This is a genomic window from Gallibacterium faecale (assembly GCF_027920745.1).
GTDB classification, from domain to species: Bacteria; Pseudomonadota; Gammaproteobacteria; order Enterobacterales; family Pasteurellaceae; genus Gallibacterium; species Gallibacterium faecale.
In genome coordinates this window covers 1-15,490 of the sequence record NZ_JAQIBB010000084.1, presented here as the reverse complement: position 1 = coordinate 15,490, position 15,490 = coordinate 1, and the positions used below count along the sequence as shown (strand labels likewise).

The 15,490-nt window shown below is 37.7% G+C and carries 8 protein-coding genes and 1 pseudogene; 1 reads left to right on the top strand and 8 read right to left on the bottom strand.

Annotated features, from left to right (window positions below; genetic code table 11):
• The first annotated feature begins 17 nt into the window (after nt 1-17).
• Nucleotides 18-176, top strand: coding sequence for a zincin-like metallopeptidase domain-containing protein (locus tag PF272_RS09590; protein ID WP_271142584.1), 159 nt, complete (start codon nt 18-20; stop codon nt 174-176).
• A gap of 170 nt (nt 177-346) precedes the next feature.
• Here PF272_RS09590 and PF272_RS09585 read toward each other — a convergent pair whose 3' ends face one another.
• The 8 genes and pseudogenes from PF272_RS09585 to PF272_RS13010 all read right to left on the bottom strand — a co-directional run.
• Nucleotides 347-598: a hypothetical protein gene (locus PF272_RS09585; RefSeq protein WP_271142582.1), complete on the bottom strand. Its 252-nt coding sequence runs from the start codon at nt 596-598 to the stop codon at nt 347-349.
• Nucleotides 599-742: 144 nt separating this feature from the next.
• Entirely contained in the window at nt 743-2,005 is a 1,263-nt protein-coding gene (locus PF272_RS09580) for a hypothetical protein (protein WP_271142581.1), read from the bottom strand.
• Complete coding sequence (locus PF272_RS09575; RefSeq protein ID WP_271142580.1) at nt 1,977-3,659, bottom strand: VENN motif pre-toxin domain-containing protein; 1,683 nt, start codon at nt 3,657-3,659, stop codon at nt 1,977-1,979. Before PF272_RS09575 ends, PF272_RS09580 begins: the two co-directional genes overlap by 29 nt.
• A 70-nt stretch (nt 3,660-3,729) precedes the next feature.
• Nucleotides 3,730-4,125: a hypothetical protein gene (locus tag PF272_RS09570; protein ID WP_271142579.1), complete on the bottom strand. Its 396-nt coding sequence runs from the start codon at nt 4,123-4,125 to the stop codon at nt 3,730-3,732.
• Nucleotides 4,126-4,214: 89 nt separating this feature from the next.
• Nucleotides 4,215-4,598 carry a hypothetical protein gene (locus PF272_RS09565; RefSeq protein ID WP_271142578.1) on the bottom strand — a complete coding sequence of 128 codons (384 nt, stop codon included), beginning with the start codon at nt 4,596-4,598 and terminating at the stop codon, nt 4,215-4,217.
• 1 nt (nt 4,599) lies between these two features.
• A complete protein-coding gene (locus PF272_RS09560; protein WP_271142577.1) occupies nt 4,600-13,326 on the bottom strand; it encodes a two-partner secretion domain-containing protein in 8,727 nt (2,908 codons plus the stop codon).
• Between the two features lie 22 nt (nt 13,327-13,348).
• The gene (locus PF272_RS09555) at nt 13,349-15,157 is read right to left on the bottom strand and encodes a ShlB/FhaC/HecB family hemolysin secretion/activation protein (RefSeq protein WP_271142576.1); all 1,809 of its coding nucleotides are present in this window, start codon (nt 15,155-15,157) and stop codon (nt 13,349-13,351) included.
• Between the two features lie 233 nt (nt 15,158-15,390).
• A pseudogene (locus tag PF272_RS13010) lies at nt 15,391-15,490 on the bottom strand (TIGR03747 family integrating conjugative element membrane protein); the annotation flags it as partial.

Genomic DNA, 15,490 nt, shown 5'->3' with positions numbered 1-15,490 from the left:
TACTTGGGTTTGATACTATTTCATTCAATGCTAGTTATATTGATAGCTGGATAAAGGTATTAAAATCTGACAAAAAAGCGATTTTTAAAGCATCGGGACATGCTCGAAGGGCTGCTGAATACTTGTTTGAAATTCGTGATGTTATGCGATTATATGAACAAACTGTTGCAGCCTAATAATTTACATTAAAGCATATAATATCAACGTTATATGCTTTCGTTTTTCCCTCAGGGATACACTTATCCCCGAAAGGGCATAGCGTATCTCTGTTTAAACCTATATTTAAGGAGAATACTATGCCAAATAATGCCTTTATCAAAATAAGGATATTTTTATGTAAATTTAGTCAATTTTCAAACTTTGTACAACTGCTATATAATACCATATTAATATTCCCTAACGCACTTAATCCCGCTGCAAAGCCATTAGCAATATTTTGCGTTGGGTCAGTAGAAAGCCCACCGCCGACGGATTCCACTTTGGCTTCACTGTAATTTTCAATATTTTCTGAGGTTAAGCTGCCAGTGGTAAAGTGGTTTTTCTCTTGGCTTGCTTGACTATCAACGATAGCGCCTGTTAAGTGGGTATTGCCTGCCACATTGACGGTTAACCCTGCTTCCCCTGCGTGTAATCCGCTTTGTGTTTCAACGTATGCCGCATTGAGTTTACCGCGGTTAAGACTGCCATTGACAGAAGCATAAGAGCCATTGTCGTAAATTATAATTTCTAATTATATGAATAATTAATTTAACCCTTCAGATTCAATATAAACTCTAAATCTACTATCATTTTCACAAAATTTGAGAAATTTAATACCTAAAGTAGGATCATCATTCAATGCAATTACTCCAAAACCAATATCATCATGTGGGTATAATGCAATTTGTAATTTTGGATTAATAAGGAAACAAATTTGACCGAAAATATTATTAAAGGATAATACCATCACAAGTTCACATAATGGCATAAAAGTATCATAATCAAAGCAAAGATTTAATGCTTTTGCTTTAATGTTCTCATTATTTTTTTTATCTAAATATCTTTTAAAAATATTTTCTTCTTTTATTTTTTTATAAATATCAATATAATCAATAAATTCTTCACTTATTGCGCCATTATCACAGCTTGCTAATGAACTAAGCAAAAAGAAATCATTAATATCATATTTAAAAAAATTATTAAAAAGAGATATGGCTTCCTTTATTAAATTATTATCTTTTTTTTGTTTTACCTCAAAATATCCAACCCATCTATTACTACTTGAAAAACCAGAGAAGTTAATGTTTTTTAATTTAACAATATTTTTAAGCTCTAAAGAATATGTATGGTGCATTACTACATCACTATAATCTCCAATCTTTTCATATAAAGAAAAAAATTGTTTTATATTATCTTTATTTAAGTTTAATAAATATTTCATGGATAAATAGCATTTAAAATTATTAAATTTTGAGAATGATTTAATAAAATCAAAGCTTGTTTTTGTATCCCTATTTAAACAAAAAACATCAAATCCAATTCCTCTTGGTGATAACATTATGTTTAATTTAGGATTTATTATTAAAAAATTACCTATTAATAGGTTAATGTCTGAAAATGAATCTATTGCCATAATTAATTTGGATATTGAAACAATATTACTCCAATTAAAATCTAATCTACATAAATCAGAATGTAATGGATTATCATAAGAAATTTTAATAAGTTCATCCCAATTATCATAAATTAATTTTTTTTCTTTCGCTTCAGAATATAAAGAAGAATATTCTTCCAAACTAAAAAAATCATCTTCTTTATCATAAGCAAGTGTATTTAAAGAGAAAAAAGATTCAATATCTTGTTTAAAAAACTTATAAAATAAATCAATAGTTAAATCTATACCTAATAAGTTATTTTCTCCTATGAAATTAATATATCCAACCCATCCATCGCTATCTTGTATAGAAATAAAGTCTATTTCATCTAAATTAATATTTCTATTTGTCGATCTTAATAATTTTTCCATCACTTTGTCCTATCGTTATTTTTTTTGTTTTACTTGGAGAGTTTTTTCCTATACCAACTTTCCATTCTCCTTCTTTATCAGAATGTTGTGTTTCACTTTTTTCCCATATTTCACCTGTATATTTATTCTTTAATCCTTGATTTCCTTTTAATCGAATGAAATCTCCAGGATGACTTGTCGGAGTACGAACAATATCGCCAACTGATGCTGAGTTTACTTTTTGTTTTGGTTTAGATAGATATTCTTTTGGGCTGTCTAATGTTGTTTTCTTTGCAAAACTAGCAATCTTAGGCGATATTTTTATTCCTTGAGCTTGTTGAGAAGCAATAAAACTATCTACCAAACCAACTATCGCTTTTTCAGTAATCGTTCTGTTTTCTTCAATAAAATTAAATTCTTTACTGTTTTCATCAATAATAAACTCAAGAAATTTATTTTGAGCTTCATAAGATAAATTACTTAGTTTGGAATTAAAATACCCTACCAATTCAAAGGCTTTTTGATTTGCTTCTTCTAATGCTTTTTCTGTGCCGTAACGGCATATTGCAGAATCAGTACAGTTTTCTGTTAATTCTTTATATTGCTTATCACTTAGCGCTTTAGCTTTTATAAAAATTTCTTCTATAGGCTGCTTATCTTTCTCCGCTGCTTCCAACTCTCTAAATAAATCAGAAACTTGTCCACTAAGTAATCCATTATTCTCAACCGCCCGTTTACCAATTTCTGCTGAACTAATCGCCCCTACGGTATTGTCGCTAATCAAGCCGCCAGCTAAACCACTAGCAAGTTGGCTTAAGGTGGATACCGTTTGTTTTTGAGCTTCGGTGAGTTGGTCTGGTGTTTTTTGGTAAAGCTGTTCTGTGATAATTTTTGCTGCTAACTCACCACTGACCGCACCCGCAGCGCCTGCGGCGGCGTTGTTCCCTGTGGCATAGGCTTCGATTGCACCTAATAAGGCGTGTGCCATCAGGTTAGCTTCAAGATTAACGTTGTTATTCTTATCTGTCGTGGCTTCCTTTATCGCATAATTAGCATAAGGAGATACCCCTCCGACCACTGCTTGCGAAGCTTCACCTGTTGCAATCCCTTGTAATACGCCTGTAACCGCCCGCACGGCTAATTGGATTTGACCGCCTTGCCCGTAGGTTTTTATGACCTCATTGGCTGTATCTAATTGTTGTTGTGCTGCTTGGTTATGCTCATCATTTTTTAATATTGCAATAGCTTCAGCTTTTTGGCGCTCTGCCTCGTCTAATTTTGGTTTTAAGACTAAGGTAATGCCATTATTGGCAATATCGCCTATCACCTGTGCCATCTCTTGACGAGCTTTCATTTCCTCCATATCCGCTTTCTGTACGCGTTCATTCGCTGTTGCGGTATCGCGGGATAGGGTAGTCGGTATCTCATCTTGTTGGGTAGTAAGCTGGATATTGCTACCGATGGCACTGTGTGTGGTGCTACTGTCTTGTTTATGAATATTCCCTAATGCACTTAATCCCGCTGCAAAGCCATTGGCAATATTTTGGGTTGGGTCGGTAGAGAGCCCACCGCCTGCTGAAGAGACTTTCACTTCACTGTGATTCGCTATCGATTCTGCGGTTAAACTGCCTGTTGTAAATTGATTGTTTTCTGCGCTTGCTTGACTTTCAATCACTGCGCCTTTTAAGTGGGTATTGCCGGCTACATTGACATTTAGGCCTGTTTTACCTACATATAAACCACTTTTAATTTCTATATTTCATATTCTCCATACAAATTTTAGTATTATCACCATCTTGGGCTAAGCACCATACTAAAGGTGGTCTAAAACGAAATCCTGAATCATAAAGACATTGTTCATAATATTTTTCATTTAAGCGAGTAACTTCCCTATATCTTTTGTATTCATTTTTATTTTTATATATTTCTTCCCAAGATGTATCACCTTTATCAAATAATCTTTTTTGGCTCTCATCTAACATGTTATAAGCTTTTTTATCACAATCATGCGATATTTTTTTTTCTTGCTCCTCACTAATTCCCTCAGGAGCTATCCAAAATCTAAAAGATGGAGGAGAGCCATTAGCTAAATAGCAACCTGATAATAGTAATAAGGAAAATAATAATATCATTTTTTTCATTATTCTTTCTCCTCTTTACTATTTAAGATAACTTTATTGTTAAACTCTATCTTCTGTATTTTTGGTTCAACTTTAAGGGTACAGATCACCTATTTTTTATTTTTTCCCCAAGGTTTTGCATCAGGCTTACTGTGTTTTTTTCGCCATTCAATACATAAAGGTCTATCCCACATTAATTCATTTTCACAGACAGGTCCGCCCTCTAAATACCAGCCTTTTTGTTCTAAACATAAATTAGCTTTAGGGTTATCGCTTTCTCCTATTACTGGGTCCATTCCACAGGAACGCATATCATTTTCCCGTTTAGTTAAATATTCCCAGAAACTCCCTTTTTCTGAGGGGGGGTATAAGTTAATTGAATTATGTAATCGCCAACCATAATAAGGCTTTGGCGGTTGAAATCCGCCAAATGAGCAAGCGGTTAAGATACCAGTGAATAATACACCTACTAATGTAGTTATTAAGGTTCTCATTCTATTTCTCCTGTTTTTGGTTATTGAGCTCAAAAATAGTTCGTTCTTTATTCATTATTAGATTATCTTTTTTGCGATAACCATCATCGGTACACTGCGGTTGTCCTAATCCATAGCAGTTATGTACTGAGGAATTGTCACCAAAGATATCTAATAATTTTTTACCAAAACCATGATTTTTCCAGTTATCCTTCATTGTCGCAGGGTTGCCACCGAGTATAATAGGTAGACTACCCACCACATCAGATTGGTGGTTTTCAATCCGAATTGATCCTTCTGCACTGGTGCGTTTTTCCCCTGTTTGTAAATAACTTAAGGTGTTATCAGCACGGCTGACATTAGCAGCCGGTCCGACCATTTTGATCCTAGTGCCAGAGAGTAATTTATTTTCTTGGTTTTCTTTGCTATCTAGGATATTCAACGCATTTGTTACTGTTAGTGTGCCTCGACTGTGGGCGCCAACAAACAGGTTATCTGTACCATATTGTTTCATTAACGTTACAGCTTGGGCAGAGGAATTACTGATACCTAATGTCGTACCCAATTCCCCTTCTAACATTTTTTCATAGCCCGCAATCAATAATTCTGAGATAGCGTTATTCGCTTGAGGATGATGTACAAAATAAACATCTTTATAAATTCGTGTATCTATTTCACCTGACTCTCCCTGCTTAGCGATATAATTTTGTCGAGAAAATTTAGCCGCGGCATTTTTATCATTAAAGATGCCATTAAAAGCGACGACATACCTAGTTTCGGTTTTTCCTGTGATAGGATCTGTATAAGTTACCTGTTTAAGATGTTCTCGTTCTTGATCGGAAACCTCTCTTAATTCATAGATATTACGTCCTTTACCTAGTTGATCATTTTTATAATTTTCCACTTCTTGATCGTATTCTGCTTGGGTAATTTCTCCATTCTGCAATTTTTTATCGGCAGCTTGTCTGGCTTCCTCATCAAGGGCTTGGGTTAGCTCTTTGTCTTTTATTGGATTGCCATTTTCATCTATTTTTGCTGTAAACATCCGATGTTCCGCAATAAACATTGTGCGGTAAGCTTCGTCGGTAAAGCCAGCGGTATTAGTAAGAAAACCCTTTTTAATTGCGCTATCTGTTTCAACTTCTTTTTGTAGGTCTTGATAATCTTTCTGTTTAAGGCTATTGGTTTGTTCTATTACGTCTTTAGTAATACGCTTGATATTCTCTTGCCCTTGTTGATCGCTAATAGTAAATTTTCCTTCACTGATCACTGAAGCGGTTACACTTGAGTCACTTTCTGATTTTTTAGTATTGCCGAGTAAATTAGTTAAACCAATTTTAGAGACCGCATAAAGATCCGCACTATGAACATCTTTTTCACCTAAGCCAAATTTAATTGGACTAGAATTTTGTTGGTTTGGATTGGCTTTGTGAAAGGTTTCACCATTTTTCTCTCTTTCAGCTCGATAAATTTGGTTATCCTTTTTATCTTGCTCTGAAGTTTGATCTCGACCAATTGAAAATCCAGCATTAAAGCCAACAGCACTAGCTTTTGCTTTGCTGTAGTTTGTAATATCACTAAATGTAAAGGTTTGTGCCGATAAACCATTTTTGTCTGCGGTAGCGGTAGAAAGTATTGCTCCGCCTTTAAGATCAACTTTCTTATCAACATTAACGTTATAACCACCATCACCAGCTAAAATGCCTGATTGTTGATTAACACTGGCATAATCAGCATTGATCTTAGACTGATTATAATTACCTGATAAAGAAGCACCGTAACCTACGGTCATTTGAGCGGAAGTTTGTTTTTGTTTGCCTTGATAAGTTGCCGTATCTTGTAGGCTGGTAATATTTAGATTATCCGCTTGAACCTTAACACTATCACCAACGACTTGTCCGCCTTGAATCGTGAGATCTTTACCTGAAATCAGTGTTGTTTGGCTCTGTTTATCACCAATATGACTATTTACCCAAGTGGTTTCCTCTCCATTACTATAACCTTTGCCAGCATTACCGCCTACTGTAATCCCTAAAGAGGCGCCACCAGCACTGTTATAATTTACTGCCACGCCAGCATTCCAACCACTTGATTTATTTTGGCTTTGCTCTGAATGTGTTTGTTGTTGCGCAGTAATATCAAGATTGCCTTGTGTTAGCAAAGTTGTACCTTGCTGTCCTGCAATATCAGATCCTTTTACCTGAATATAAGAGGAATTTTTATCGCCAGTAGTTAACACATTAACCTTACCAGCAGCATTCACTTTACTACGATTGGCGGTTGTTGTTTCTGTATGAATGGTTTGTTCATTTTTCTGTTTTCCATACCCTACACTAATGCCGATATTTTGTGTTAGACCTTGAACACCTTGGTTAGCTATCTTGGAGGCAACATTACCAACTACATCCGCTGTATTGGCTAAATCAAAGGCAGCATTAATGGCAGCTAGCGCATTAATACGATTATCTTTGGCGTCGCCAACTTGGGCTACTGATTTCGCTGTTTGTTGAATTTGTTGTGCAGCTTGTACTATTGGAAGATTGATACCAAAGGTTAAACCACTTTGTTTAAAGGTATGCTGATAATCGTGGATAAATTTATCTTCTGTGGTGGTAATGTCTACTTTTTTCGCCAGAATAGTGATATCACCTTCGCCCGCAGTAATACGGCTACCTTGTTGGCGATAACTGTCATTGGCAGCAAGGTAAATATCGCCTTGTAAGGCACCAATTTGACTGCCTTGATAGTAAGTTTGCTGATTAGCAGTGTCAGTAGCTTGTTTGCGACTACCAATAGTAAAAGCGAGACTGCCACCACTCATTAAGCCAGATTTTTTCTTTGCATAAAAATCATCTTCTTTTCTAGTATTTTTAGCCGCTGAAATATCAAGTTCTTGACCTTGTAATGTCACATTTTTGTCTGCAACAATTGTACTGCCTTCAACGGAGACTTTGCCTTGATTTGCGGTAACAGCAATGTTGTTCCCTGAGAGTTGTGAACCTTGCGCTAAGTCATATTGGTGATCATGTTTAATGATCGTCGTGCTACGGCTCAGTAGGCTCTTATCTTTATATTTAGTTGCAAATGAGAGTGTTTCTTGGTCACGCCCTGCTTGTAGTTGAATATCACCTTGCTCACTATTAACAATAAGGTCACCACCCGCATTAATTTGTGCGGCACGTAACATGACACCTTGTGTGCCATTGAATACCGCATTGTCTTTAATTTCAAAGGTAGAGCCGATTTCTCTTTGTTGGTCGAGTTTCCAATAGTTTTCTGAATTAGCAATATAATGTGAGCGTTCGCGTTCAGTGACAGTCCCGATATGTATATCACCACCAGCTGTTAATAAGGCAGATCCAGCATTAACACTGGTTGCGTCTAATTGAATATCGCCTTGGCTTTGCAAAATAAGCGCTCGTTTTACCTGTAATAAAGCTTGCTGATCTAATTGACGATGCGCATAGTTAGGGTTGGTTTTTGCTTCGCTCATTCGCCCTTCAATCTGAATTGAACCCGCATTGAGATAAAGATTAGTGGCATTAAGCTCCCCACCTTGCTGATAGAAACGCTTCGCTAGCTGAAAATTCAGTTGATCGGCAGCGAGGGTACCAGTATTGACGACATTTTGTGCGGAAATTTGTGTTAAATTGCGTCCGGCAATTACGCCACTATTGTTGACTTCACCCTCACTATCTATTTCAATTTCTCTCGCGGAGATGATAGCGCCTGTTGGCTGAATATCGACATCACGTTTTACGAGATAAACTTGAGGGACAAGCACTTGAACTTGAGTACCGTCCTTTAAGGTGACGGTTTGAGGCGCAAGCCATACCATATCTTCGGTTAATTCCTGCATTTGTGCAGCGCTAAGCGCAACACCAGGAATCAACTGATAACGTTGTGCATAACGAATGCCAGCATCCATTAATGCCTTGTATTGTTCATAATCCGAAGTGTAATTACCTAAGAAACGTTGCCCCGTTAATTGATTAATCTGTTCATTCACTAAACGTTGCTCGTAATAACCATCCCCTAATCGTTTGAGCATCGTTTGCGGATCAGCACGTAGGGCATTAAACATATAATCAGAGCTTAGCCATTGGCGTTTATTAGTAAAGCGTGGATCAGTTTCTACTAAGATATGGCTATCCGTATTTGGATTAATACGATAGAGGCTGACTTCCGGTAAACGAATTTTAGGTTGATACGTTCTTACTTTACCAACCGCTTGACTCATTTCAACACTGATAATGTGTGGAAGTGCGGGTGCCGATATCTGGTGCGGTTCAACAGAAGAAACGGGGGCTACATTTAATGTTTGTTTCGCAAGCGTAGTGGCTTGATGTTGTCCATCAATTGTAGTGTTGGTTGCTTGATTTATGACAGCTTGTGTTTGTCCAATAGTATTTTCGACTAAGTTAAAGTTAAAATACTTCACCGGTAAATCTCGACTAAATGGTTTATCATCATCACCATATTTAGCCCATACTTTTTTACCTCGCCAACCATGACGCTTACGTTTTGTCACCATGGTGTACCAAGTTCCTTCATCATGGCGATGAATTTCACCGATGAGATCTTTATTCTCTAATCGAACAGAATTACCTTTTAAGTTACGATTTTTCTCATTTTGATTAAATACCCGTCCGCCCATACGGATTCGATTGCCGACCAAAATTTGTGAGACATCGTTCACTAAATCTTCACCATTTAACCGTAAATCACCTGCAATCAAAATTTTAGCTGGGTCACGATGTTCCAATGTCGTTGTGACAGTATGGCGATTAAAATGCCATTGTACCCAAGTTGGATTGCCCACTCGTGGTCTACCGTCATTAAAATTAAAATAAGAGTTTTTGTCATGCCGATTATTGTTATTACGATCAAACCATCCTTCGAGACTAGAATAGCGTTTACCTTTACTATGTACCGCATATTCACTGATACGTTGATCTTGATGATCTTCTCCAGTAATTAAATGTAAATCGTGATTCCATAACCGCTTGGTATTAATTTTTCCATTCCCCAATGCTTCAATAGTCGCACTACCATTATCCACAAAATCAGCTTGTCCAATGGCACGTTGGTTTGCATCGATTTGTCCACCAATCGTTAAATCGCCTAAACTCAAAATTAAGGCATGATCACTATTGGTTAAGGTACCTACCCCTAGATGGAGGTTTTTACGTGCCGCTATGGTTGCAGTATGTACTTCATTATTGGAATGTTCTGGTTGATTATTTAACACATTAGCTTGAATTGCCAATTCATCACCATAAATGCGTCCTGTGCCGAGATTATTTAAGGTATTCACATAAATTGCATTTTGTGTACCATCAATTAATCCCCGATTGGTCAATGAATTTGCAGTCAGTTGGGTATTTGGCGAGGTGAACTCACTGTTTATTGGATTCTCAATCTGTTTTGCTGTGATCTGTAAACCTTTTCCCGTGATTAATTGAGTCTGATTAATAAAATCGCCCATTGTTTTGATAGCTAAATGGCCAGCGACAACAAAAGGTTGGGTAAGGATTAAATCTTTTTGTAGCTCAATCAAGGCATCCTGATGACTTTTGATATTGCCTTCATCATTAAACTGTTGCAGAACCAACCTTAGGTTTTGCCCACTTTCAATGATACCCTGTTGATTATGTAATATGAGAGAATCGCCTTGCAGATTCACGTTGCCTAAAGAAAGGATTTCACCTTGTTGATTATGGATATCTTGTGCCACACTCGCACTAAGTTGATCGGTGGTATAAATACCACCTCGCTGATTATCCAGTTGCTTACTACTCAAAGTAAGCTGATGACCTAATAAGCCTTGCGTTGGTATCGCTGTCGTTGCTTTGGTGTCTTGATTATTTAGCTGATTTGTGATCAAAGTGAGCGTGGCACCACTTTGAATAACCGAACCTTGAGTAGTGATTGCTTGGTTATTTATTTCACGATTTGCCGTAATTTCAATATTTTGTTGCGCCTGAATAGTCCCCTGACGGTTATCTAAAGTATTCCCTGTTAAAGATACTTGTTGTTGGCTAACTAAATTTCCTTGTTGGTTATCAATTTGTTCACTTTGGATAACCAAATTACCTTTTGTACTGAGGTTGCCTTGCTGATTATTTAATACAGTAACGGCCTGTAAACGAATATCACCTTGACTTGTTATCCCTTGATGTTGGGTTTGTTGGTTATTTAATGTATGGTTATGTGTATTAATAGTTATGCCAGTTTGTCCATGAATCAAACCTTGCTGATTATTAAGCTCACCACTGTCGAGATAAAGAGATTGTTGTACAAATAACATACCTTGTTCATTGCGTAATAATGATTGATGAGTGTCAATCACCAAGTTAGCAGCACTACTAATTAATCCTTGCTGTGCATTGTCAAGTCCAAGCACAGAAATTGTTGCATCACCACGGCTAAGTAGATTGCCTTGCCAGTTGGTTAGTTGTCCCCGTCCCTGTAATGTCAGCTGACCATTTTCAGTCACAATCAGACCTTTGTAATTATTGAGAGCATCTGTATCAAGAAGTAAATTGTTGCTTGCTACGATTTGTCCTTGAGTATTGTTTAATGTACTAAGGCTAATCAAATGTTGTGTATTATCACTTTGAATAAGCCCCTCTGAATTGTCTATCTGCGTTGCGGTGATTTGTTGGTTTTGATGGCTTGCAATAAAGCCATTTTGATTGATTAACTCACCTGTTTTTACAGTTAACTTATCAAACGAAATGATCCCTTGCTGACGTGAAGATTGTTTCGTTGCTTGATTGCTTAACCGTTGTTGATGTGTATCAATAGCCATTGCAGCAAGACTTTGAATCAGTCCTGAGTCATTGATGAGCTCGCCACTTTGGAGATCAAGTTGCCCCTCAGTATTGATCACTCCTTGCTGATTATTAATCCGTGTTTGTTGACTGTTAAGGGTTAAATTGCCTTTAGCAAAAAGCAAGCCTTGCTGATTATTAATTTCTTGAGCAAGAAGATTGAAGTTGCCTTGCGTAAAAATCTGCCCTTGTTGATTATTAATACCTTTTAGTAATCGAAGGTTAAATGGTTGTTGATCTCGGTTAATCCAAGTACCTAGTCGATTATCAAGTGAAGAGGCTGTTGTAAAAATATGAGTCGCTTGTAAATTCGCTTGCTGACTAGAAAGATGAGTTGGCGTAGATAAGTGAAGCGTATTTTTCAGCTCAAGATGACTTTGATCTAATACTAAATTATTTTGGGTTGCTGTTAAATCAGCTTGATAAGCCAGAAATCCACTTTGAGAGAAATCAAGTTGTTTTGCTTGGGCGGTAATTTGTGTAGAAGCTAGGTGTTTCCCGTGCGATGAAATCGTTTCTTCAGCGATCAAGTTCAATGCATTTCCCGCAGAATGATAAGCAGGAATAGTCACTTGCTCACCTTGTGCTGTATGTGTAAAGGTTCCTCCCGCGATTAATTTTGCTGTAGGATGAGTTTCAATATGCTTCGCTTGATAAGTGATATTCCCCTTGGCCAAACTCTCACCAGATTGACTAATCGCTTCCTTGGCTTTTAAAGTAATATTGCCTTTCCCTTGTGCTTTGCCTTTGGTAAGCAAACTACTTTGTTGCTGAATCCCTTGCTGTTTACTCGTTGCTTGCAGATTTCCTTGTTGGCTATACATCACACCAGATGCCTGATTTTCAATCTGATATTGACTTTGCAGAGTAATATCTTGTTGGGCACCAATATAACCGGTATTCACTAGTTGCCCTTCCGTTGTGACTTTTACTTCACCTACAGCGGCACCAATATGCCCTGCATTGCGAACCCCTAAACCATTTTCTGTTCCTATCAGGTGGATTTTATTCGCATACATACCACCTAATTCGGCGACATCGACGGCATAGCCTACAGGTTGGCTTGCTTCGCCAGCACGGATAACTTGAATACTGTCATTGTTGGCAGAAACCTGATTTTGTCCCGTTGTTACCTTGAGTTCATTTGCCCAAATGCCGGCATTTATCTTAACTTCTTTGGCAATAATATCAGTGTAATCTTGACGGCTACTATCGAATCCACGACCAGACACGGTAACCGCCCCTTTTTCTACGCGATAGCCTGTGACTTGCCCATTTTCAATTTGTACTTCGCCAGTGGTAAATGTGCTGCGTCCTGCATTAATAATGCCACAGCCTTCGCAATGAATCCCACTAGGGTTGGCGATAATCACGTCTGCTTTACCGCCTGCCACTTCAATATAGCCTTTTAATTGACTTGGTTTGGTGGCATTGACCTCATTTAAAATTACTTTGGCTTCACCACCAACTAAATAAGGGTTCGCCTGTACCCAGCCGCCTTGTTCTGTTTGCGTATTTTTACGGCTGTTATTAAGAATAGCCCCTTTTTGTGCCACATCAAACTGTTGGTATTTATTATGCGATAACCCTTTGTCATTTGGTGTTTGAATATTAACTTGTGGCAAGCCATTCGCAGTTTGTAAAACAATCGGTTGTTGGTTTTTTGGTGCAGTATTATCTGCTCGGATTTGTAATTCGTCTGCGTGTGCGGAAGTTAAATAGAAAAAACCTAAAAGACTATATAACCCGATGGTTAAGGCTTTTAATCGCCAATGAGGGCGTTGACTAAGCGAAGCAGTATGGCAATGTTGACCTTCATGTTTGGCTTTTCCTTCACGCGTTGCAATTTCAGAAACCACGACTAAACGTTGTAATGTTTTACTAAAGATAATGCGATAAAGATGTTTATTCATAATTTATTCCTCAACGCTTCGCTTAGAATTGATAACTTACATTGAAACCTGTGGTGACGTGCGATGTTTTAAAACCCTCAGGTTTGTGTAGTGGTATCCCTACAAAATAGTCGTAAGTAAGCCCCCATAAATGACCGCGTAATCCCACCGCACCGCCTAGCATATTTTGACCAAGCAGCTCTTTAGTATAGTTACCGCTGACATGACCACCATCTAATGCAAGATAAAGTTCGTGTCCTTTATTAGCGATATTCCAGCCTAATTCATTGCGCCATACCCAACCTCGTTCTCCAGTCAGAGTAAGTTCACCATCAAATCCACGTACGGTATAGCGACCACCAATACTAAACATATCTTGTAAAATTAATGGTGTTTTATTCCATTGTGCTTGCCATGATGTATTGAACTGGAATGGTTGTTGACCAATCATAAACGGCTGTCTAAAGCTGAGAGAGGCCGTCATAATGGTTGGACGAGAGCTTCCTTCACCAAATTGTTCCTCTGGTGCTGGCAGAGAATGATACGCACCTGTGCCTTGTTTATAATTAAAGTTGATGTCTAAGGTTGCACTGCCTAAATATTCACGATGAGCTAAGCCAGCAGTCCACCCTGCCATACGGCGGTGTTGAATTTCAATTTCCGCATCATCAATAAAGTTTGCGCTTTCTCGATGCCAGATGCCTACGTTGAGGGTGGTTTTTCGGACATTGTTGCGATATAACACCCGTGAAAGATTGAGGGTTGTTGTTTCACTGCGTCCTGCATATTCATAATTGGTAAATGCGCCAAAAATTGTTTGATGGTAACGATTCTGAGTGGAAGAGAAGCTAAATAACCATTCTTTCCAAGGAATAGCATAATATAAACTGGTGCTACGGCTACCATGATGGCCAGGGTCGTCACTGCTGCGCGAGATACTTTGTGTGTAGGAACCATAAAAAATATCATTAAGTGAGAGTAAATTCTCAATGGATACAGTTGCCCCAGCTTGAAGGCGACCAGTAGCTTTGCTGCCACTATCATCTAAAGACAAGGCTAAACGGTAAGGAAAGGCTTGTTTAAAATCAATTTGTAAATCACTTTCTCCTGGTAATGCTTGCGTATCTTCGGCAGGAACAATTTGAATATTGGCTTCCACGTGTGGCGGGCGTTTTAAGTTTTCTAATCCTTGTTCAATATCACGAATATTCAATAAATCGCCTTGCCCTAATGGTAAGGCAAACCAAACCGTTCCTTTGTGGGCTTTTAAGATATCACTATGGTCACGTAACAGAATGTGCCTCACTTTACCAGGCACCACAGTAAGCACTAAACGACCTTGGCGCAAATCTTGCGGTTGTGCTAAGACACGTGTGGTAACAAAGCCTTTTTCAATCATTGCATTTTGCACTCGTTTAATAATTTCACTAATACCTTGCCCACCTAAACAATGCGGTAAAGTGAAATCTTTAGGCGCATATACAGCCCGTAATGCCCAATCAAAAGGCGTTCTTAATTCCGCCGCAGTGAGCGTATCAATAGAGGATTTCTCTGGTGAAAATTCTGTCAAATAGAGGCGTGAAATAATAAAGCAAGGTGATTCTGTTGGGAAGGCTTGCAAGGCTTCGCCTGTTGCTGTAACCCGGACTTCACGATGTTCAGTAAATGCTTGTTGGCGAGCTTTTTCCTGAGCTTGTTGACGTTGTTGCTGTTGTGCATCTAATTGTTGTTGCACTGGGTAATTTTGCGGAAATGCCTGATGAGTTGCAGGGGTGTTTTCTGCGGCTATTGAAAATGTAGTAAGAAAATTCAAACAACAAAAAGTAGCAAAAGAGGACAGTTTTTTAGACATAATTATAACCTTTGTAATCTATCAGACTAACAGTGCTAATCATGTTTTAATGGATTTTGTCTTTGTTTTTAAAGGATGTAAAGTCTATTTCTCAGTATTTAGATTATTTGCTTAATTATTATTCAGATTTAGAATTTAAATTTTATAAAATTTGACATGAGAAGCTGCACCTTAATTAAGTTAATTTAGTTCAGTTTTTGAGGTGCAGGCTATTTTTAAATAGGAAGATTTTATTACAAATATTTTTTAAAACTGGCAGAGGCGATTGAAATTGCCGTTCCAACAAAAAATGCAGCGGGGATCAACAAAAAATTAGGATAAATACTGAAGGGT

Bases quoted from the DNA above. Each gene is read 5' to 3' on its own strand.
- PF272_RS09580 (WP_271142581.1), bottom strand. From the start codon at position 2,005: ATGGAAAAATTATTAAGATCGACAAATAGAAATATTAATTTAGATGAA.
- PF272_RS09560 (WP_271142577.1), bottom strand. From the start codon at position 13,326: ATGAATAAACATCTTTATCGCATTATCTTTAGTAAAACATTACAACGT.
- PF272_RS09565 (WP_271142578.1), bottom strand. From the start codon at position 4,598: ATGAGAACCTTAATAACTACATTAGTAGGTGTATTATTCACTGGTATC.
- PF272_RS09570 (WP_271142579.1), bottom strand. From the start codon at position 4,125: ATGAAAAAAATGATATTATTATTTTCCTTATTACTATTATCAGGTTGC.
- PF272_RS09555 (WP_271142576.1), bottom strand. From the start codon at position 15,157: ATGTCTAAAAAACTGTCCTCTTTTGCTACTTTTTGTTGTTTGAATTTT.